The organism is Pirellulaceae bacterium (genome assembly GCA_029243025.1).
In the GTDB taxonomy this organism is placed as follows: domain Bacteria; phylum Planctomycetota; class Planctomycetia; order Pirellulales; family Pirellulaceae.
The window spans coordinates 68,708-88,964 of the sequence record JAQWSU010000034.1; the positions used below are offsets into that span (position 1 = coordinate 68,708).

General features: G+C 53.0%; 17 protein-coding genes. 6 read left to right on the forward strand and 11 right to left on the reverse strand.

The window, feature by feature from the left end:
- Positions 1–203: 203 nt before the first annotated feature.
- Complete coding sequence (locus P8N76_16485) at positions 204–1,091, reverse strand: PEP-CTERM sorting domain-containing protein (GenBank protein ID MDG2383269.1); 888 nt, start codon at positions 1,089–1,091, stop codon at positions 204–206.
- 649 nt (positions 1,092–1,740) lie between these two features.
- Positions 1,741–2,745: a transglutaminase domain-containing protein gene (locus P8N76_16490; protein ID MDG2383270.1), complete on the reverse strand. Its 1,005-nt coding sequence runs from the start codon at positions 2,743–2,745 to the stop codon at positions 1,741–1,743.
- A gap of 154 nt (positions 2,746–2,899) precedes the next feature.
- Between P8N76_16490 and P8N76_16495 the strand changes: the two genes are divergently transcribed.
- A complete protein-coding gene (locus P8N76_16495; protein MDG2383271.1) occupies positions 2,900–3,805 on the forward strand; it encodes a selenium metabolism-associated LysR family transcriptional regulator in 906 nt (301 codons plus the stop codon).
- A gap of 161 nt (positions 3,806–3,966) precedes the next feature.
- Here P8N76_16495 and P8N76_16500 read toward each other — a convergent pair whose 3' ends face one another.
- Both P8N76_16500 and pdxA read right to left on the reverse strand, forming a co-directional pair.
- Complete coding sequence (locus P8N76_16500) at positions 3,967–4,719, reverse strand: hypothetical protein (GenBank protein ID MDG2383272.1); 753 nt, start codon at positions 4,717–4,719, stop codon at positions 3,967–3,969.
- A gap of 308 nt (positions 4,720–5,027) precedes the next feature.
- Positions 5,028–6,029 carry a 4-hydroxythreonine-4-phosphate dehydrogenase PdxA gene (pdxA, locus tag P8N76_16505; GenBank protein ID MDG2383273.1) on the reverse strand — a complete coding sequence of 334 codons (1,002 nt, stop codon included), beginning with the start codon at positions 6,027–6,029 and terminating at the stop codon, positions 5,028–5,030.
- 344 nt (positions 6,030–6,373) lie between these two features.
- Here pdxA and P8N76_16510 point away from each other — a divergent pair, with 344 nt between their 5' ends.
- A complete protein-coding gene (locus tag P8N76_16510) occupies positions 6,374–7,303 on the forward strand; it encodes a hypothetical protein (GenBank protein ID MDG2383274.1) in 930 nt (309 codons plus the stop codon).
- Positions 7,304–7,543: 240 nt separating this feature from the next.
- On the opposite strand, the gene P8N76_16515 is transcribed toward P8N76_16510, so the two are convergent.
- From P8N76_16515 to P8N76_16530, 4 genes are all read right to left on the reverse strand, one after another.
- Positions 7,544–8,455, reverse strand: a complete 912-nt coding sequence (locus P8N76_16515; GenBank protein MDG2383275.1) for a hypothetical protein — start codon at positions 8,453–8,455, stop codon at positions 7,544–7,546.
- A 522-nt stretch (positions 8,456–8,977) separates the two neighbouring features.
- Complete coding sequence (locus tag P8N76_16520; GenBank protein ID MDG2383276.1) at positions 8,978–10,309, reverse strand: PQQ-binding-like beta-propeller repeat protein; 1,332 nt, start codon at positions 10,307–10,309, stop codon at positions 8,978–8,980.
- A gap of 240 nt (positions 10,310–10,549) precedes the next feature.
- A complete protein-coding gene (locus tag P8N76_16525) occupies positions 10,550–12,028 on the reverse strand; it encodes an SDR family oxidoreductase (GenBank protein MDG2383277.1) in 1,479 nt (492 codons plus the stop codon).
- Positions 12,025–12,510: a hypothetical protein gene (locus tag P8N76_16530; protein MDG2383278.1), complete on the reverse strand. Its 486-nt coding sequence runs from the start codon at positions 12,508–12,510 to the stop codon at positions 12,025–12,027. The genes P8N76_16525 and P8N76_16530 overlap by 4 nt, the downstream gene beginning before the upstream one ends.
- 308 nt (positions 12,511–12,818) lie before the next feature.
- Between P8N76_16530 and P8N76_16535 the strand changes: the two genes are divergently transcribed.
- Positions 12,819–13,256 carry a DUF393 domain-containing protein gene (locus tag P8N76_16535; GenBank protein MDG2383279.1) on the forward strand — a complete coding sequence of 146 codons (438 nt, stop codon included), beginning with the start codon at positions 12,819–12,821 and terminating at the stop codon, positions 13,254–13,256.
- Between the two features lie 21 nt (positions 13,257–13,277).
- Here P8N76_16535 and P8N76_16540 read toward each other — a convergent pair whose 3' ends face one another.
- Entirely contained in the window at positions 13,278–14,069 is a 792-nt protein-coding gene (locus P8N76_16540) for a DNA-formamidopyrimidine glycosylase family protein (GenBank protein ID MDG2383280.1), read from the reverse strand.
- A 443-nt stretch (positions 14,070–14,512) separates the two neighbouring features.
- Between P8N76_16540 and P8N76_16545 the strand changes: the two genes are divergently transcribed.
- Entirely contained in the window at positions 14,513–15,277 is a 765-nt protein-coding gene (locus P8N76_16545) for an SDR family oxidoreductase (protein ID MDG2383281.1), read from the forward strand.
- On the opposite strand, the gene P8N76_16550 is transcribed toward P8N76_16545, so the two are convergent.
- Positions 15,274–15,654, reverse strand: coding sequence for a hypothetical protein (locus tag P8N76_16550; GenBank protein MDG2383282.1), 381 nt, complete (start codon positions 15,652–15,654; stop codon positions 15,274–15,276). The two genes, P8N76_16545 and P8N76_16550, sit on opposite strands and share 4 nt — an antisense overlap.
- Before the next feature lie 74 nt (positions 15,655–15,728).
- Positions 15,729–18,077, reverse strand: a complete 2,349-nt coding sequence (locus P8N76_16555; protein ID MDG2383283.1) for an FAD-dependent oxidoreductase — start codon at positions 18,075–18,077, stop codon at positions 15,729–15,731.
- A 470-nt stretch (positions 18,078–18,547) separates the two neighbouring features.
- On the opposite strand from P8N76_16555, the gene P8N76_16560 reads away from it, so the two are divergent.
- Positions 18,548–18,991, forward strand: coding sequence for a nucleoside deaminase (locus P8N76_16560; protein MDG2383284.1), 444 nt, complete (start codon positions 18,548–18,550; stop codon positions 18,989–18,991).
- A gap of 3 nt (positions 18,992–18,994) precedes the next feature.
- Positions 18,995–20,251, forward strand: a complete 1,257-nt coding sequence (locus P8N76_16565) for an NAD(P)/FAD-dependent oxidoreductase (GenBank protein MDG2383285.1) — start codon at positions 18,995–18,997, stop codon at positions 20,249–20,251.
- The last annotated feature ends 6 nt before the right edge of the window (positions 20,252–20,257 follow it).

The window sequence follows — 20,257 nt, forward strand, 5'->3', positions numbered from 1 at the left end:
AGGGAAGTGGATCGAACAGGCAGCAACAAAAAACGCCCGCCACCATGGGGAATCAACGGATGGACACCACCGGGCCACGCAGCGCCGCCCGAGCGGAGGTAAAATCTGGCGTGCATCACCCATCAGTCGCTGCCAGGACGGCACAAAAAAAGAGCCGCTTGACGAAGCGGCTCTTTTTCGAATTTGCGTTTGCCCGCGGGGCCTTAGCGACGGCGACGCGCCAGTCCAACAAAGCCCGCTAACGCCAGCCCAAGCAGGGTCAGAGTCGACGGCTCGGGAATCTGATTGATCGACCAATTGTCGTACGTCACGCCCAGCATGTTATCAACTCCAACCTGGTCATTGTGCATGCTGTAAGCAAGACCAACATACCAGTCACCATCGCTAGGAACGTTATCAACTGCAGCGGAGTAGGACCATACACCGGGAGTGCCATCAAGGTCTTTGGCCGTTCCAGCAACAAACGAGTTCGTTGCCTTGGTGTATTGGAGGCTCAACCAAGTTGCAACCGTACCGTCTGCTGTAAACGTGTTGTTGGCAACTTCGGCACCGAGAAGATCTTGCTCGGAACCAGCGGCAGCGATGATGCCATTCTCAAATCCACCTTGGCCATCGTTTTGAGTACGACCAGCAAGACGAACAGGAACGGGACTTTCGCCAGCAAGCTGGGAACCGTTGCCGTTAGCCAACTGAGCCATGGCATTGGCACTGTTACCATCAAGAGTCGAGCGAGCGTGGATACCTGCTTTTCCCCAACGGCCAGCGGTAGCTTCGGTTTGAGCTACAACGCGAACGGTAGCGGTGAAATCACCAGCTTCTTGAGCACTGTCGTGCAAGTAGATGAATTGGTCACCACCATTCCACATGTCACCACCGTCGATGTCCATGAGGGTCACTTGGCTCGCACCTACACCAGCCCCGTCACCGACAGCCGTCGCGTAGCCGGTTGGAATGAATCCAGCATTGTTAGGTGCGCCGCTTGAACTGTCCACATAAGTAGCAGTGTTCAAACCGGCGATTGCAGACGACGCGACCGAAAGTGCGACCGCCACTGCAACTGCAACTGCAGGCATCATAATTCTACGGAACATAATTTCTCCACCATTAATCTAGTAACTTTGAATTCAATCGGATTGTCATAGATTACGCATCAAAAAAAAAAGTGCACACGCAACTTCCCAGAGACCGAATCAATCGGATCGTATGGAACTAGCGTCTACACTTTTTTTTCAGCAGTAGCGTTGCCTTATGAGTTGCTAAATCTTTAACGACTAAACATTGATTCAAAAAAAAATACCAAGTCGGATGACCCCCAGGCATTTGCCTATTGGGACAATCCGATTTGGTATTTCGATTTTTTTGAACTCGTTAGCGTTGCCTGATGGTTTTCGTATCACAACCACTTCGTGACGCGGATCCGAGCCTCACTACTTCGTACCCTCGCCTGAATCGGTAGTTAGTGTAACAATCCCAGGCCCAAGAAACAACCTCTTTCCCCAAAATTACCTATTCGCAAATCTCGTCAGTTGATCTCACTGACATTTTGTTCATGAATGTGAACACTACGCGCTCCAATCGGTGCAAAAAGCAATCTACCACAGCCCGAAGCAGCGATCGAATGAGTTCAGAAACACCGATACCACCACGCTAGGAGACGAGAAATCGGTGTATTTTTGACAGATCGAGCGAAAATCCAGCAGCTTTCCGCCATCGATTTGTGGTCGCTACAGCTCGCTTGCTCTAGCGCATATCACTAAAAGAAAACATTAGTTCGGTGTTTCGCTTGGGCCACGGCTTTCCGTCGACCTCAACATACGGATAAACAAAATAGTTCAATGGAGGACCGTTTTGAGGGGGCACCAGTTCAAGGTCTCGACCGGTTGTGAAAGCGACCCGATCCTTGGTCAGATTGCCGAAGTAATATTCTTTTAACGTTGGGTGCTTATCCGCCTCTGAAATGTCAACCGGCACCCAACCATTCATCTTGTCGTAGAATAAGGCCCAACAGTGGTAGCCGGCTATTTTGCCCTCGGTTTTTTCCGGCGGAAGTGGAAAACCGATTTCGAAACGCGTCGGCACGCCCTTGGCTCGGGCCCAGGAAATAAACAGACTGTGGAAATCGGTGCAATTGCCGAATCGACTATCGCAGACCCAGTTAACATCGCCATTTCCGTATCCGGGCCGGGATTTATCGTACTTAACGTGGGCATCCACTCGATCGTAGAGCACCCGGGCGAGATCCACGGTTGTACGAGGCAAATCAATTCCTTGCAACAAATCTAATTGCTTGCCCGACAGCGGCACCTTTTTATTGGGAGACAAAAAGACACGGCGATCGGTCGCCGACAAACGTCCACCCGCTTTTCCATCTAAGCCGCGAACTTCCTGCCGCTCAACTAAATAAGTAACGCCAAAGGGTATTTTTCCGGAAGCAGGAGCTTCCGTTTCGAAATACAAGATCTTGTTTCGATAAACCGGATCGGTACCAGTCTGGGCCTTCGTCGGTAATTCCTGCTTGATAAGCTCAACCGTCTGATGCTCGTTCGTCGGAGGCACAGGCAGCCAGACCCGCACCTTTGCACCGGCCGGCACGTCGGCGAGTGCCGCTTGGTACTCAAACTGAAATTTTCGCATCGGGTTGCCATCTGACCGCTGACCATCCTTCTCGACTGCAGCAACCGCGGGCGCGAAGCTCAGAATAAACAGAACCCCGACCAGCAAACGATTGATCGATTCGTCCCTCATTGCCATTTCCTCTAAAACGCACTAGCCCGGTTGAATCCTCCCGGACACAACTCATAATAAATTGTTATACCAACCATCGATTGGATCTTGACGGCCATCGTAACGGCCTCCCCAGGAGCCGACAAGTGAGCAAGAACCAGTATAAGCCACGCTTATGGAACTTCGCCTGCTCCACACTTTCCGCGCAGCCGCTGAACGCGAAAGCTTCACTCGCGCTGCCCAACAACTCCAGCTGACTCAAGCTGCCGTTAGCCAACACATTGCGGCACTCGAGAAGGAGCTGGGGGTGGCCTTGTTTCATCGCGAGGGTCGAGGAGTACAACTCTCAGAGGCGGGCAAACGATTGTATCCCTACGCGGAACAGATCCTTGCACTGACTCAACAAGCCCGAGCCGAAGTTAACGAGCAGCAGCCGCAATTGTTCGGTGAGCTCCAAATTGCCAGCAGCACCGTCCCCGCTGAGTGGTTGATACCGGATTTATTGGCCGAATTTCGTGCGCGTTGGCCTCAGGTGCGTGAATCGGTGGTAGTTTCCGACAGTCAAGTTGCCACCAATGCGGTCGAAGCGGGTGACGCCGATTTAGGCTTTGTGGGGGAACTGCCGAGCTCCGCAAAACTCGAGGCAACTCCCATCATTGAAGATGAATTAACGTTGTTTGTCTCATCACGCCACCCGCTGGCCAGCAAGGGCACCACGACCATCAAACAACTTTGCTCGGAACCTCTGATTACACGTGAAGCCGGTTCGGGCACTCGCCGTTGCGTCGAACAGGCACTCATCGACCACGATGTGTCGCCCGGCGAATTGACCATTGCCATGGAATTCAATAGTAACGACGCCATCCGAGCTGCAGTGAAGCGAGGGGTCGGCGTCGCTTTCCTGTCAAAAAGAACCCATCTCAATGTGGACGGCTTGACCCTGATCAAAGTTCGCGGCTTTCGGCCGATCCGCGACCTGTATCTCATTTCCCGCCTGAACAAGAAACATCGGCCTCCCGCTGACCAGTTTTTCGCTTTTCTCAAAGAGTGGCGTCGTGGCCACTCAACACAGCGAGGGTAAGTCGCCCCGAGGAAAACTGAGCATTTCGGTATTCGCGTTGCCTGGTGGCCCTTCGACTTGAATCGGGGTAACCGTCCACCGTATAACGCCGATCGAAACGATGCAGTAGCTACCGAGATCGGACCTCTGACGAGTTAACTTATCAGATCAGGAGCGATGGATCAGCCGTATAATTGAAAAGCTTCTTTGGCCTTAATCTTGCGAGCTCGAATCTTGCCTCCTGACAACTGCTCCCCCTTGGGATCGATGTAGACGCGGCCGCCTCGTTTTATTTCAGGGTCAACATTTAGTAGGTGAATATTGAAAATGTAAGCGGTATCCGACATCGCCTTAAACCAATGCACATTATCTTTCTGGTCGGACACCGTCGAATACTCTCCGACCGCAAATCGCCGATCGATCGTAGGTTTGACGATCAAATGCTGTTCTTCATCCTCGAGTCGATCGTAGTGTCGACCGTGAAAATCTCCACGCAAGATGAGGAAGGCCGTCGCCATATTATTGTGGCCATGGGGAACGACCGATTGCGATTTCTTGAGTGCAAACATCTGATGGCCGAACGCTAACTTGGTAGGTAAACCCTCCACCGCTGGAAACTTCGCCCGAAAAGCTCGCTCACCCTTGTCACGAAATTGCATATTCTTTATCAGTCGTTCAAAATCGACATAAGAAAGAAACTCATTCAAATCGACCTGCGCAAATAGTTTTTCAATTTCCGATTGCCATTCAATTTGCGTCAGCTCACGACCCCGCAGATCATTCGACCGATTGTTTAACTCCGCCAACCATCGTGCGGCAATCGGCTTCAGTTCGGCACCCAACACATCCGACACGCAAATGGTCTCAAGCACAGAATACGCAAGCAATGACCCGATGGTCGATTTCGAGAAACTTCGGCGATCCACTGGAACCATGGTTAACCTCCCACAAAGACAAAACGTTAAATCGGCGTACCTAAATCGGCGTACCTAAATCGGCGTAAGCCGCGCGGCCGGCCCGTCTCGCGACTGACCCAGATCATACCAGAACAGCTCACGGCAACCCAAGCTCACGGCAACCCAAGCTCACGTACGCCTTCCCGGCAAAAAGAAGCTGCTTTTCAGGCAATCTCCGCCGATCCTCTGACCACGGAGCCCTTGCCTTGACCGGGCCACTTTACTCGACCTGGGGCCAATCTCATCGTCTGTTAATCGGCTGGTGGCGGATGACGCGGCGCCCCCTTTCATCCGCTGGCCAACGACGCAGCCAATTTGAGCGCTGCCGTTAAACTGCCAGGATTCACCTTTCCTTGCCAAGCGATGTCGAGGGCTGTCCCATGATCCACGCTGGTGCGAATCATCGGAAGACCGAGAGTCGTGTTTACCGCTTCATCAAAAGCAAGCGCCTTTACAGGAATATGCCCCTGGTCGTGATACATGCAGACAAACACATCGGCAGCTTCCCGTTTCCAAGGCAAAAAGGCCGTATCGGGCGGCAACGGACCCTCCACCTGCAACCCTCTCGCTCGAGCTGACTCGATGGCTGGTAAGATAATCCGCTCTTCTTCCCCATTGCCAAATAACGACTGCTCGCCTGCATGGGGATTCAAACCACAGACAACGATCTGAGGCGATCGTCCTCGAATGCGTAATAAAGCGTCCGCCGATAATTCAATAACATCCAACACTCGTTTCGTGGTCAGCAAGGCGGGTACCTCGGCGTAACCACAATGCACGGTCACAAACGTACAGGTGATCGGCTCTGAATATTGCATCATGCACCAACGGTCTGATTTTGCCCGTTCGGCAAAAATCTCTGTGTGGCCGGGATAATCGACACCGGCCAGATTCAATGCCTTCTTGTTAATGGGCGCTGTCGTCACTGCCGCCACTTGCGCAGCCAGTGCTGCTTCGATCGCCGCCTCAATACAGACAAAACTCGCAGCCCCTGTGTTGGAATTGATCACCCCCGGCTGAAATTCATCCGCCGCAATACAATCCAGATCCACGACTGTTGGGAGAGTGACTGCCGCATGTTCACGCGACCATTGATCAAGCGAAATCACGACCGGGTCAAATGGTTGCTGCAACGTTTTTGCGACCTGCGACAGCACATTTGCATCACCAAACACGATAGGCGTACAAACCTTTTGCAACTCGGCATCGTTTAAAGCAAACACACACAGTTCCGGACCGACCCCCGCAGGGTCGCCCATCGTCAATGCAATCTTGGGCTGGCTGTTCATTGTCACCGGGCCGCCTTGCGTAGCCTCGCCTATCAAATCAATTCGTCTTTCACTACTTACTTTTACTTTCGTCGATCAGCGATTCTGCTTTAGAATCAGCACCAGTTCGAGCGATCAGATGAGTTCGATCTCATTGTAGTGAAGGAAACATCAATTGTCCCGACCGCTCAGCCTAAGCCATCGGCCAAACGCTCGCCATCTCAGAGAATTTCGGCGGTGGCGACCAAACAATCAACCTTTTCCGCTAAACTGATCGATCCTGTTACCATTCAGGCTTCGCCCGAAAAATGCTTACTCGTAACAAAACTCAATCACAACGCAAACGCCTCTAGGAAAAGCATGCAATGCTAAAGCTCCTACTAACCGTCACCTTCATCCTGGCCACTTGCCCCACCACACACCTCTCCGCCGAAGAGGTCCGGCATTCTTTCCTGGGAGTCGGCAAGGCCAACCAGGTTGTTATTGTCGAAGAAGATGGAACCATTGGCTGGCAGTTCCCAATGCCAGCCAGCGATGGCTGGTTATTGCCTAATGGCAACGTCCTGCTCGCAATCTATCCAACAAAAGAATTCCCTCACGGAGGCGTCGTCGAAGTTGAACACGCCACGAAAAAAATTGTGTTCCAATACCAAGGGCAGCAGAAAGAGATAAGCACCGTCCAACCGCTCCCCGACAACCGTTTTCTCATTTCGGAATTAGGCCCCAATCCACGGGCCATTGTCGTTGACCGTCAAGGCAAAATCACTCAGCAAACACCCCTATCCTGTCAAACCGACAATTTCCACATGCAAACCCGCATGCTCCGAAGACTCCCAAACGGAAACTACCTCGCCCCGCACCTGCTCGATTTCGCCGTGAAGGAATACTCTCCCGTGAGCGGCAAAGTCATCCACACGATCAGCACGGATGAGCGAGGTCGAGAAAAGCGAGACTGGCCGTTCACCGCAATTCGCCTCGCCAACGGCAACACAGTGATCGGTTGCACGAATGGCAATCGGGTGATCGAAGTTCACCCCTCAGGAAGGATCGTGTGGAGTGTCACCAACGAAGACCTGGGCGAAACGCTGCTGGATGACGCGTGCGGCGTCCAACGCCTCCCCAACGGCAACACGGTCGTGACCAGCTATCACGCCAAAGGCGATCAGGTGAAATTATTTGAAATCACGGCTGCCAAGCAGGTTGTCTGGCGATACTCGGGCATGAATGCCGGCTTCCATCATTTCCAGATCCTCACGACCAATGGACAACCGATCCGTGACAACACGTGGAAATAGAGAGCAGTAGCAGATTGTCAGAAAACGTGTGCGTTCGTCACGACGGAATGAACAAACTGCGAAAGCTACAGATAGGGGCTTGAAGTTGCTCCCCATCGAGCAATGGGATTGCTTCACCCTGCAGAACATCATCGTGAGAACAATCCCACGGTTGAAAACACCAGGCTAGATTTTTGGCTCGAACAAAACTCGATTCGATGACACCCTTCTCAAGGCCGGCAGCTATCGAGTTTGAGTCGTCTATCGGTCGAGGTCCAAATCCATCACAAACCATTTTGAACTTGGATCCCGAAGCGTACGTTTGATTTGTCGTGCACCGTGTTCTCGCAAAAACGAGGGTCCATGGTGTGTCTCACGAAAACAAAAGCGACGCGGCAGATCAACGTACAGGGAACGCGGTGGCGGATAGCATGCCAACCGTTTAATTTTGTTCCCAGTGGAAAACGTGTAATAGAAGATTCGTTTCGGAGCCAACATCGATCGCACCATTGCGATCGTCGCAGCCAGCATGGCTTCACTCCATATTCTCCGATAGGGTTGCAACCATCGCTGCACATATTGTTTCCATCTCGACCGATCTACAACGGCAGCCATCGAGTTTGCAACCGCGTCGCGCACCCAATCACTTTGCACTTCCTCAATCAGCACCTCTTTCGAATCGGGATCAAAATCAATCCTGGACCAGGCGAGAGTAAAATCGGGCTTGGCCGCAATGGGATGCAGATCACACTGCAATTCTCCCCGAGCCTCCCGCAACAACCGTTCCATCTCGCAAATATGACGCATCGGTAGGTTCAACTGCAGAACTAAGTTCACACCCGATCTCGCCATTTGGTGCCAGGACCGTCTCCATCGTTCGCCCGGCAATGGCCACTGACCAAAAGTCAAACGAAACACCTGATATGGGTAAACCCATCGCGATTGCAGATCTTGAACGCGGAGCTGCCGGTCGCTCACTCGCGACAACACTTGTCGCACCAATGGCCTACACAACAACGGTTGAAATTGCGACTTTTTCAGTTCTGCAATGCTGCGACCGGAAGCCACCACATCCTCGAGCAACATGAGCGCATATCGGTCTTTAAAATAATAAAAGAGCAAACGACCAGAAGGAGATCGCTCGATGATTCGATCCAATACGGCTTGTTGCATGACGCCCTCACGTTTTCTGAACCCCGTTCAGCTTTGGACATTGCCCCTACGACATTCCGGCTAAAGACTTCGGTAGTCAGATAAGGTTCATCAAAAAATGTCCGTATTGTGTTAATTTCCGATCGGCATCGACGGGATCGCTTCAGATCATTCGCAACCGCAACTGAGTTCCCGTCACACCGATCTGGCGCGCCGTTTCGGACGGAATGACGAAGAAATCAACGCCCAGATCGCGTGAACATTCGTCTTTCATCTCGCGGTGAGCGCAGCGCATGACTTGGGCCGCCAAGATACCTGTTTCGAAACCCAAGTACGCGACATGATCCGAGTAATTGCTAGTTCAGCAGCCGTTTCTCGAATTACAAGAGGAATCGGATGAACGGACCGCCAATGTGCCGTATTCTTCTATCAGTCGAAGGTATTGCCTGCGACGATACCACCGCAACCTAACCTGATAGCGATCGACGAATGAAAGTTGAGTGGTCTTCCCTGTTTCCCACTTCTTGTTGAAATCATCCTTATTCATTCGATACAGAACAGATGATTTTCACCGCGGATGAATAATTGATTATCGACAGCCGCAGGTGTCGCATCGACCGTTTCTCCGACTGAGTTCGTCGCCAACACCGCAAACTCATCCGCGTCTTCGATCACGACGGTCGTCCCGCTTCTCCCGGTCAAATAGACTCGCCCCCCCGCCGCAATCGGCGATGCGTAGATGCTCCGCAACCCGGGCACTCGTCTTGACTTGTAAAGCGGCTCACCAGTCTGCGAGTTGACACACGACAATACGCCTGACTTGCCTTTATAGAAATAAATGCGACCTTCCGATAAGAGCAAGGAAGCGATATCGGGTGTATCTCGCTCAATCGTCCAAACCACCTGATCGGTACCTTCGATGTCCCCTCGCCCGTCCATACGAAAGGCGCCAAGGAACGCTCCTCGAAAGCCACTACCAACAAATACAAGACCATCGCCAGCAACCGGTGAGGCGACAGGTCGTTGAGTTTGGCCAGCGCACCGCCACAGTTCTTCACCGGTAAACAGGTCGTAAGCACGAGCAAAATTTTGGCCATTCATGATGACCTGTTGCCGGCCATCATGTTCCACAACCAAAGGAGTCGCCCAACATGTCGGCTCATCACGAGCTGTCTTCCAAATGGTCTCTCCGTTTGCTTTATTGAGCGCAAACAGATAAGACTGGCCTTCATGGTCCCATGGAACGAGAATTTTCTCGCCGACGAGTGTCGGTGAACTCCCTTCACCAAAACCGGCTCGACAGCGCATTTCACCAAGGTCATCTCGTTTCCAAACAAGATCTCCATTCATCGAATAACAGAAAAGACCTCGTGAGCCAAAATGGGCAAAAACGTGTTCGCCATCGGTACACGGCGATGCAGATGCAAAACTGTTTGTCGCATGCGTTCCTTCATGAGGCGTGGCAATGCACGCGGTTCGCTCCCAGCGTCGTTCACCAGTAGATCGATCGAAGCAGAAAAGCTTGAATTCGAGTTCCGAAGTCGCTGCCCCGCGACGACCACGCCGGCCGCGTCGATTACCACGTGGAGTCTCCGCGCTGTCGGTCGTCTCCACCAACTTCGCATTTTCACTCTTCGTGGGTACCGCGGTGACGACGAACACCTGATCGCCCCAAACAATGGGAGATCCGGAACCCCGTCCGGGGATTTGCACTTTCCATTTCACATTCTCGCTATCGCTCCACCGAATGGGCGGCGACGCCGTCGTCTCATTGCCGTTACCCTGCGGACCCCGCCAATGAGCCCAATGTTCTGCATGCCCGGCGGTAGAAGTCGAAAGTAAGATAAAAACAAAAAGAAGATGTGGATTTTTCATGTCTCGTTCCATTGAGCCGCAAGTTTAGCATGAATCAACGATTGGGCCCCCCGCAGGGTAAAACCCCATGATGCAACAATTTCACCCAGAATCAAGCCGAACGGGTCATGATCGGGCTTCGTGCGTTCATCAAGCTTAGAAAATGCGATTTATCAGAGCGACTCGCTGGATTTCTCGATTGACACGAAAAGCTACCCGCAAACTCTTCGACCTTCGTTCCTGCGGAAAGCTCGCTGCCGTCTAGGAAGAAACGGCGAGCGATCGGGTCCCCTTCGCTGGACGTTCGGCACGATTTGCAATCTCACCCAACATTCCCCGAAAAATAACGGCGTGCAATGGGTAGAGACTGTACCAGTAGGCTAAACCCGCGAGTCCAACCGGATCAAAAATTGCTGTCTGTCGGATATTGGAACCGTTTTCTGTCGGCGTTACTTCGAATTCGAGCCACGCCCGGCCGGGGACTTTCATCTCTGCAGATAGCCGCAACCGGCGATCCGGGATAAATTCCTCCACACGCCACCAGTCGAGAACGTCACCGACTCGCAGCAACTCGGGGTCTCTCCGGGCCCGCCGTTTACCGACACCTCCACACACCAAATCGATTCCGCCTCGAATGCTCCAGAGCAGATCTGCGAAGTACCAACCCTGCTTCCCACCGATTCGCCGCACGGGCGCGAAGGCTTGGTGTGGAGAGACCTTCACCGTGACGTCTCGCGAGTCGACTATTCGGTTACCAAACCGCACTCCACCCCAACGTCGGACGCCACGGGCGGATGACAAGGCATCGGACCAGCGTGTCTCAGTGATGGCGTGATCCTCCTTGACTAGCGCCCGCTCGATGGATTCCGTTAGACCTCGTGGCCTAACGCTAAATTCGGTTAGCGCCGAAGAGTCTTTTACAATCGTTGGATTCCGCATGCTGTCGATCAGTTTGCGACCCACACGCGCGTAGATCGGTGTTACTAAACCGAGCCACAAGCTTGAGAGCCTTGGCGTGAGGACTGGGACGGACACGAACCATCTTTTCAGCCCTCGCAATCGCGAATACTCTCGCATGATATCGCCGTAGCTCACCGCTCTCGGACCGCCAATTTCGAACATCCTACTTTCCATCCCTGGCCAGTCGAGAGCTTCGATCAGGTAGTCCAACAAATCTTCCACGGCAATGGGTTGGGCCCTTACACCCACCCACTTTGGACAGATCATTACGGGCAAACGCTGCACGAGGGCCCGCACCAGTTCGAAGGACAGACTTCCAGAGCCAATCACAATAGAAGCTCGAAATTCGATCACCACGCAGCCAGAGGACTGAAGCACTTCACCCACTTCGTGTCGGCTCCGCAGATGCGGCGACAGTTCGTCGTCATCGTCGCCCAAGCCACCCAAATAAACGATGCGTTTGACACCTGCTTCCCGGGCCGCATCAGCAAAATTTTGGGCTGCGATACGATCCTCGTGCTCAAACGAGCCCCTCGACCCCATTGAATGTACCAAATAGTAGGCCGTTTCGATTCCCGACATCGCGGGAACCAACGACTCGCCGTCTAGCACGTCTCCCGCTACGACCTCTGTACCTTCACCCACGCGACCTTCGAGGTTCACGGGTGTTCGAGCAAGACAGCGGACGGATACACCGCGGGCCTCGAGCAGCGGCAAGAGACGTCCGCCAACATATCCAGATGCGCCGGTCAATAAAACGAGTTGGTTTGTTTTCATCATCGCGATACCGTCTGTACTGCTTCCGTAATGGTCAAAGTGTTGAAAGCTTGGCCGACCATCCACAGAACCAACGCTCCCCGAGCGGTCCAAGCGAACGTTCGAAACCAATTTCCCAAAACGAGCCTGCGCTGCACGTCCAGATCGTAAGAAACGGTGAGCGAAGCGTGCTGCGGAACCTGCACGGTGTAGGTGACAAGCCAAATCGATACGAGTAAAGCCAAACCGAGCCAAATTGCGCTTTCGCCCACACCGATGGGTGGATACCAAATCATTAAAAGTGCTGTCGCAAGTTCAGTCAACATGAGCGGGCCAACCACCCACATCGTGAGACGCTGATGATCCATTTCATATCGACGAAAACCTTCGCGACCCACCTGGGCAAGCAGCGGATAATGAACCACCTGCACAAACCAAATCAGCCCGACCATGGACAAGGTGGCAGCCAGTTGTAGCAGGAAGGTCCATTGAGTCATTGAGTTCATCTCGTTCTACTCGGTAAAAACTGAAAAAGTGGGAGAAGCCTCGATCTCCCAACGAATCTTCGCACAGGCTCCTCAGCTTGATTTCCAGTTGTTTTTTGAGCCTGCAGAGCGATTGCCCTCGCCGGATAGGGAAGAACCGCATTACAAACGAAAAAATAACGAGAAATGAAAAACCGCGTTGATGCAGACTAAATGACCGTCATCGCAAGTGTCGTGGCCAAGCGATTGTCATCGACCGCCCGCTGGGTAAACTACCGCACGATCCCTCAGCAACTGCTTTCGCCCCCCGAAACAAATCGGAGAGCCCAATGCTCCAAAGTCGCGATCCCAAACACCGCTCACTTAAATCCACGAAAGATTCGCAAGCCGTTTGGCGTGTGGAAGTGTTTTACGACGGCGACTGCCCCCTCTGCCTACGTGAAATCAGAATGCTCCGACGTTTGGATCGAGACCAACGAATTCGATTCACCAATCTCGCATCTTCGACCTTTGATCCCGCATCGCTAGGCAAAACCACGACGGAATTAATGAATGAAATCCATGGGCGTTTTCCCGACGGTCGCTGGATCGTTGGTGTCGAAGTTTTTCGACAATTGTATAGTGCGGTGGGATTTGGAAATCTGGTTCGTTTGACCCGATTGCCGATCATTTGTCATGGTTTGGAGGTAGGCTATCGACTGTTCGCCCAACACCGACTCAAGCTGACCGGGCGATGCTCAGCGAACTCGGGATCGTGCTCCGCGTGAACAACAACGGGTTTGCTTCCTTCACCGGGGTTGGCATTTCGTGCACGCGAAAACTCTTCTCGCTCCCAGAATCCACGAATCAATCGGTGCGTCGCATTGAATACATCGATCACGCTTGTACACGAGCAATCGCTCACTGCGATTCATTCGACTTCTTGGCTTGCCCACGTCTTTCGGATCGGCCACGATTATCCGATTGTACTTCACACCGATTTTCAGTAGCGAGCTAATCTGTTGCCACAACAAATCGAACTGCTCGCGTGAGATCGCATTCCCAGGAGTGTCGGGATTCATTCGCAAGAGATGCAAAACTTCGCTTCGGTAGACGTTACCGACTCCCGCAATCACCGCTTGATTCAACAATAATGTGCCAATGGCAGCACGACTCTTGTGAATTCGTTCCCAAACACGCTCTATATCCGCGTCGTCTCGCAACGGATCGGGGCCAAGGCGGGTTTGAATCGCCGCCCAATCATTTTTTGTTATCACTTCACAAGCAGTTGGCCCATTCAAGTCAAACGCTTTATTGTCACCAACCGCCCGCAATCGCACTTGCCCTCGGGGTTCCGGCGGTGGAGTTTTGTGCCGCCGAAATTTACCATACAGACCCAAATGAATGTGCAGACGTCGTCCTCCCGACCAACCGTAACACAGGTGTTTCCCATGCGCTTCCACCTCTTGGAGAGTGCGACCGTTCAGAATCTCCGCCCCTTCCTCGAAGCGACCTTGGGGTGACGACAGCTTGATCCTTTGGCCAACGAAATCACGCCGGTGATCTCGTGCAATGCGATGGATCGTGTGGCCTTCGGGCATCTTACACCTTTCGTTGAAGCCAAAGCTTTTTGCCTGTCGGAGATCGCCGTCCCGTTGCGAGCCTACGAATGATGTATTCCCTCACGCGGTCGGACGCTGCGGCATTTGTCGCTGCAATAGCGAACGAAGGGCCAATTTTTTGCCCATTTTCTTCGCCAAACGAAAGGCCGATTACAGACGACGCAAATCTTCTCCGGCAAACGTTTTCCTTTTGGTTGTCCGGTCATCGCCACCTCGGCAGCAGTCAGCCTTCGCTTGCGGGCACTTCGATTATCTTTTTCGGCACTTTGTAACTGTCTCAGCTTAGTGGCACGATTTGAGCCGACAAGGGACCTGAACGGAGGTTCTCAGTACTCTCGCACTTGCCGTTCAGGGGCGGTCTGCTACTAAACCGTCGTGCTAATCGAAAATCATCTCAACAAAGCTCCTGGGAACCCGCGAAAATGTCGGAATCTAAGCCATCTGCGTCGTATCTGATCATCGGAGCCTCTGGGGGCATCGGGTCAGCCCTGTCTCAACGTCTTCGCAGCGCAGGGCATCGCGTTTTCCTAGCCAGCCGAGAGAGTGAGCGTCTGCAAACGCTCGCGAACGATCTGAATGCGCCGGCGCGAAGCGTGGACGCGACCTGCCTCAGCGACGTTCAATCCTGTTTCGAACAGGGCATCGAAGAATTTGGTAGCCTCGACGGAGTCGTCAATTGCGTGGGTTCGGTCTTATTAAAACCGGCACATCTAACGAGTGAAGAGGAGTGGCAGGACACGCTTCGTATTAACTTAACATCTGCCTTTGCCACCGTGCGTGGTGCGGCAAAAACGATGCTAAAGAAAGGTGGTTCAGTCGTACTGATGTCTTCGGCCGCGGCCCAGATCGGCTTGCCAAGTCATGAGGCGATCGCCGCCGCGAAGGCAGGAGTGATTGGTCTCGCAAAATCCGCCGCTGCCTCCTATGCGGGTCGCGGCTTGCGATTTAACGTGGTGGCACCCGGCCTTGTGAAGACACCGCTAACCGCAAAAATCTGGCAATCAGAGCGATCGTCTGCTGCCTCCGTTGCGATGCATCCCGTAGCTCGACTCGGAACTCCCACCGATATCGCTTCGATGATCGACTGGCTGTTGCAGGCTGAAAACTCTTGGGTAACGGGAGAAGTTTTCTCCATCGACGGTGGACTTAGCTCCGTCCGAGCTGTGCCGCGTAGTGGAAATCGTTAAGCCGTTTCGACGGAAACATCGTGCAATTTTCCCAAATAGCGATAAAGTAAGAGCCGCTCAATTCCTCGCTCAATTGCCCGATTATCCGAAAGATAATCGGCAATGGTTTCGTCCTTGACGCCCATTGCTTTAAGACGTCCTCGCAGATCAAACCAGGTTGGCAACCAAACCATGATCTCGCGAAAACGATCAACTCCACCCACTCTCTTCATGAAATATTTATAATTGAGGATGTAAAAAACCATCTCCTGAAAAGGGGATTCGGTTTGGCAAAATCCTGTTTGGTCGTAAATGTAGTGACCAGCAGCCGGCAGCCACTCCATTTTTTTGAGATGCAGCCGCTTCGCGATCTCAATTTCTTCGTCAGTGAATAACATTCCCAGACCCGTTCTCGTTTTTCGTCTCTCTGGCGGGCGACTTGTCTGAATTCAACTTTCAGTTCGCATTACCATTAGAAAAGAGATTTTTGTACCTGATGATCGTTCTTTATAGGCGTCTGGAGTTCGTTGAGTAGTCCCAAGACCCGTCCTGCAACCGCCATACCGCTCAGAAACGCGCCTTCCACACGCGGTCCTCCGCACCAATCTCCACATGCGAAAGCCCGAACATGATCGTCCGCAAGACATTTTTTCGGTAGCGGGTTGCCTGGAAGCGCATATCGCCAACGGTGTGCTACCTGGAAAGACGGCTCTCGAGGCGCAAGTCCAGTCGCTTTCCAAAATTCATCAAACAACCGCCGGCCGGCTTCCCGCTGCTCAAGCCCTAAGTTTTCTTGCGACCAGTCGGACGTCGCATGAACCACCCACGTCTCTGAGGCATCATCTCGTTGCGGTTTGCTGCTGTTTCGAGCAATCCAGCTAATCGGCGAATCGTGAACGAAGGCCGCATCAAGCTCAAGTTCTAACGTTTTTGGAAACGCGATCATCAGAGCCCAGCATCCATTAATCGTAACTCTCGAGGCAGCATTTGCCAGAGTTGGTGCGGCTTGCAAGAGAGCCGATGTCTGTGCCGCAGGCGCCGAGACAATCGCAAGGTCGAATCGTCCCAGATCCCTGTTTTCATCATCCGTCAATCGCCACTCATCTTCCATTCGTTCAAGCGGTGCGACTTGCGTTCCAAATCGCACATCCAGTTCATGGGCGAGATGCTTGCAAATGGCATTCATTCCGGGGACCCCCACATGCCGAGTTAACCCTTTTTTTTCTTCGATGACTTCGCCATCTCTCAAGACAACAATCTGTCCCGACCAAGGTGCAACGACGCCAATCTGGGTCCATGATTCCACGTACCGACGAAAACGCGAATCACGCACCGTAAAATATTGGGCACCATGGTCAAACCGCAGTTCCTGATCGGCCCGCCGCGTCGACATGCGGCCACCGACTCCTCGGCTTTTTTCAAAAACGGTCACTTGGCAACCATGATCCGCCAACGTTCGTGCACAGGTCAATCCGGATAACCCGGCCCCGACCACAGCCACTCTCGGAATCGGATCAAATAAGGGTCGCGTTGCTTTCTGCAGAAAAATCTTCGGATCGAGTCGTTTCGCGTGGTGTTCAGTCGACCGATCACGAACAGAACCAAAAATTGGCCGTTCGGGGGAAAACGGGCGATCAAATTGTCCCAAACACCAAAGAATGCCCCCCAACGAAGCAGGATCTCGGCCGTCGAGTGCGTACCGATGATTTAGGTCGGTCATCATGGACAATGCCCGCTTGGCATCAACCGTCCAATTCAGCAACGTTTTGCCCCAAGTCATCCGAACATTGTTGTGAAGTTCGCCCTGCATCAACAGAGATCGCTGTGCTGCATCCCATAACTGATCGGCCGTTTTTCCGCGGGCCAATTGCTCCCAGCAGAGCAGATCAGATCGGCGATCGCTGACGTGATCATCGAGGGTCGCGACAGCCCACGCGGGCAAGGCCGACACACGCGCATGCTCAGCTCGATGAAAGCAAAAAACGTACGCCATTTCACGCCAAATCAACAATTCATCAAGAAACTTTTCCGCGCCGGCGTGGTCCATTTCCGAGGCCTCGCGGGCAAGTCGCATCGGCGACACCATGCCGTAGTGCAGATAGGCCGACATGCGGCTTACGCCATCAACAAGCGGATTATTCCGCAGCCGAGCGTAATCAACCAGTTTGTCTTTTTTAAACGCGTCCCACCGCTGATAACCTGCGGTTGATCCACCCTGCGTGTGTGGCACAGGGCCAATCGAATGATCGATTTCGCAACTCGCCACCGCCTCATCGATCCGGCCATTACTAAAATCGAACGGTTCAAAAGGCAAATTAGCGGGAATGCTTGCCACAACTTTGGGAGTCAATGGCTTCGCCAAGAGACCCAATCGTTCCTCACGAAGGCGGCGGGTTGCATCGCGATAAGCAAAGGCACGCTCGTAGGATTTAGGTACCAACTGCATGGGCACAACACATGACGTGTCAACAGCCAGAACCGGCACAGGAACGGCTCGTGATAGAACAGTGGTCCACCGACGTAACGGGTCAACTGGCATATCTTCCGTGACAACCGTGGCGGATCGCCGTGCCAGCGTTTTCAAATGCTCTCCTCGATGGCCTGGGCGCTCAAGAAAAAAGGAATACGCCACGCCAAGTTTTGTGAGCGAAGCTTGCACGTCGCCAGCGGCCTGTATGACAAACGTATGATGCCGGTCCGATGCGAAACGATAACGCTCGGACAACCCGTGATAGACGAATACGGGTAATTCCAGCTGATTCGCCAAACCGATGGCAGCCTCTAATGCTGGGTTTTCCGCAGCGCGTATGGCTGTACGCATCCAATACAGCACGAACTCCCCACTTCCCGGAAACGATTGAGAGCGCAGGCATCGGCTGCGCTCCCGTAATTCACGGGGCAGGCTAGCAAGGCAATTTTCCAAGGTGGGAATCGGTTCGATCATGACGAGAAGTACATCCCTTCCACCGCAAACAGATAATTAACACCAACCAGACATCCTCGAACATCAGCTGCAGGCATCCGGGTTTAACAGCACCATAGCCATCGACAGAACAACGACAAACGCAGGCAATCCGCTTTAGATTTATTGATTCGACTCTGACTCAACGATTCCCGAGCTAGTTTCCCGGATTTTTCGAAATTCTCGCACACTACTACCAGCCCCACTTGGCAAAAGCGCAAAGCTGCATTTAATAACTCACCCCTTGTGGCTGTCGCCTCAGCCGGTCCCACCTTCCAATGTCCACGCCGGGGCCGGCTGTTTTTATATCCGGAAAGAAAGCAGACCAGATGCGTGCCCACCAAAATTTTATGCGTCGGGCGATAAAGGTTGCAAAACAAAACCCAACGGCTCCATTTGGTTGCGTGTTGGTCGATTCAAAAACCGAGCGGGTGGTCGCCGAGGGCATTAATCAAACAAGCGTCAATCGGCTGTTGCATGGCGAAATGGATGCAATTCATCGCTACTCGGATCTTGGAAAACATGACTGGTCCGATCTGCGACTTTATTCCACCGCCGAGCCCTGCTGCATGTGCCAAGGAGCGGTGGTTTGGCTCGGCATCCCCATCGTTTGTTTTGGGACGTCGATCCAAAAGCTACGTTCCTACGGTTGGAGGCAACTCGACATTTCAGCGAAAGAAGTGGTCTTGAGCGCTCCGTTCGCCCGATGTCAGATTGAGAGTGGAATCCTAGCAACTGAATGCGATGAGCTCTTCCGACAGGCAAGAACGTAAACCATGCAATCTGATATCGATGTCATCATTGTGGGTGGCGGCCTAGCCGGCCTGACCTGCGCCCATCATCTCACCAACCAGGGTCTCCGTTGTCGTCTTTTCGAGGCGAACGACCGCGTGGGTGGACGGATTTCCACTGACTTCAAGGATGGCTTCCGACTCGATCGAGGCTTTCAAGTATTCTTGACAGCGTACCCGGAAGCCCGCCGAGAGTTTGACTACGACCAATTAAATTTAAAGCGATTCGCCCCTGGTGCATTGATCCGTTACGCAGGAGCTTTCCGACGTTTCAGCGACCCTTGGCGATGCCCCCAACAGGCTATCGCCACCGCAATCTCTCCAGTTGCGACGCTCAAAGACAAACTTCGGTTGGCGAAATTTAGACGCGAAGCGGTTGGACTGTCGATCGAGCAAATTTATCATCGGCCGGAGACTACCACCCTAGAGATGTTACGACAGCGAGGATTCTCTGAAACCATCATCCAGCGTTTTTTCCGACCTTTTTTCGGCGGCGTCTTTCTAGACAATCATCTTGCGACTTCCAGCCGGATGTGCGAATTCGTCTTCCAAATGTTTTCGCGAGGTGATGCAGCGCTACCATCCAAGGGAATGGAGCAACTGCCTCTCCAACTCGCAAAACGCTTGGGAGATTCTGTCGTCCAGTTGAATTGTCCGATCACCTCGGCAAGCGAAACGGGAGTGGTCACGTCTACAGGCGAACGCCTTCAGAGTCGCGCTGTAGTCATTGCCACCGAAGCCCCGACTGCCGCGAAGTTATTGGGAACCGTCGCACCCGCTCCGGCAAGAAGTGTCCGCTGCATCTATTTTGCGGCTAACCGACCTCCAATTCGGGAGCCAATTCTCGTACTGAACGGTGATGGAATCGGCCCCATCAACAATCTCTGTGTTCCGAGCATGGTCTCAGCAGATTACGCCCCGGCAGGCAAGTCACTCGTCTCCGTCACGGTGACCGAAGAAACAGATGAAGCGTCAGAATCGCTGATTAAGAGGCTGCGATCTCAGCTGAAAGATTGGTTCGGACCGTCAACAGACGAATGGACCCACTTACACACGTACCACGTCCGACATGCGTTACCATCCCAAGTCCCACCAGCGCTCGAGCCGGTGGAAAAACCGGCTTTCATCCGAGATGGTCTTTATATCTGCGGCGATCATTGTGACACCGCCTCCATCAACGGTGCAATCGCAGCCGGGCGGCGCGCAGCGATCGCAGCCCATTCTCACTTCGAATCAAATTGAGTCGTA

Bases quoted from the DNA above. Each gene is read 5' to 3' on its own strand.
- P8N76_16545 (MDG2383281.1), top strand. From the start codon at position 14,513: ATGTCGGAATCTAAGCCATCTGCGTCGTATCTGATCATCGGAGCCTCT.
- P8N76_16525 (MDG2383277.1), bottom strand. From the start codon at position 12,028: ATGATGAAAACAAACCAACTCGTTTTATTGACCGGCGCATCTGGATAT.
- P8N76_16555 (MDG2383283.1), bottom strand. From the start codon at position 18,077: ATGCGTACAGCCATACGCGCTGCGGAAAACCCAGCATTAGAGGCTGCC.
- P8N76_16495 (MDG2383271.1), top strand. From the start codon at position 2,900: ATGGAACTTCGCCTGCTCCACACTTTCCGCGCAGCCGCTGAACGCGAA.
- P8N76_16485 (MDG2383269.1), bottom strand. From the start codon at position 1,091: ATGTTCCGTAGAATTATGATGCCTGCAGTTGCAGTTGCAGTGGCGGTC.
- P8N76_16535 (MDG2383279.1), top strand. From the start codon at position 12,819: ATGCTCCAAAGTCGCGATCCCAAACACCGCTCACTTAAATCCACGAAA.
- P8N76_16500 (MDG2383272.1), bottom strand. From the start codon at position 4,719: ATGGTTCCAGTGGATCGCCGAAGTTTCTCGAAATCGACCATCGGGTCA.
- P8N76_16550 (MDG2383282.1), bottom strand. From the start codon at position 15,654: ATGTTATTCACTGACGAAGAAATTGAGATCGCGAAGCGGCTGCATCTC.
- P8N76_16530 (MDG2383278.1), bottom strand. From the start codon at position 12,510: ATGAACTCAATGACTCAATGGACCTTCCTGCTACAACTGGCTGCCACC.
- P8N76_16515 (MDG2383275.1), bottom strand. From the start codon at position 8,455: ATGCAACAAGCCGTATTGGATCGAATCATCGAGCGATCTCCTTCTGGT.
- P8N76_16560 (MDG2383284.1), top strand. From the start codon at position 18,548: ATGCGTGCCCACCAAAATTTTATGCGTCGGGCGATAAAGGTTGCAAAA.
- P8N76_16540 (MDG2383280.1), bottom strand. From the start codon at position 14,069: ATGCCCGAAGGCCACACGATCCATCGCATTGCACGAGATCACCGGCGT.
- P8N76_16565 (MDG2383285.1), top strand. From the start codon at position 18,995: ATGCAATCTGATATCGATGTCATCATTGTGGGTGGCGGCCTAGCCGGC.
- P8N76_16490 (MDG2383270.1), bottom strand. From the start codon at position 2,745: ATGAGGGACGAATCGATCAATCGTTTGCTGGTCGGGGTTCTGTTTATT.
- P8N76_16510 (MDG2383274.1), top strand. From the start codon at position 6,374: ATGCTAAAGCTCCTACTAACCGTCACCTTCATCCTGGCCACTTGCCCC.
- P8N76_16520 (MDG2383276.1), bottom strand. From the start codon at position 10,309: ATGAAAAATCCACATCTTCTTTTTGTTTTTATCTTACTTTCGACTTCT.
- pdxA (MDG2383273.1), bottom strand. From the start codon at position 6,029: ATGAACAGCCAGCCCAAGATTGCATTGACGATGGGCGACCCTGCGGGG.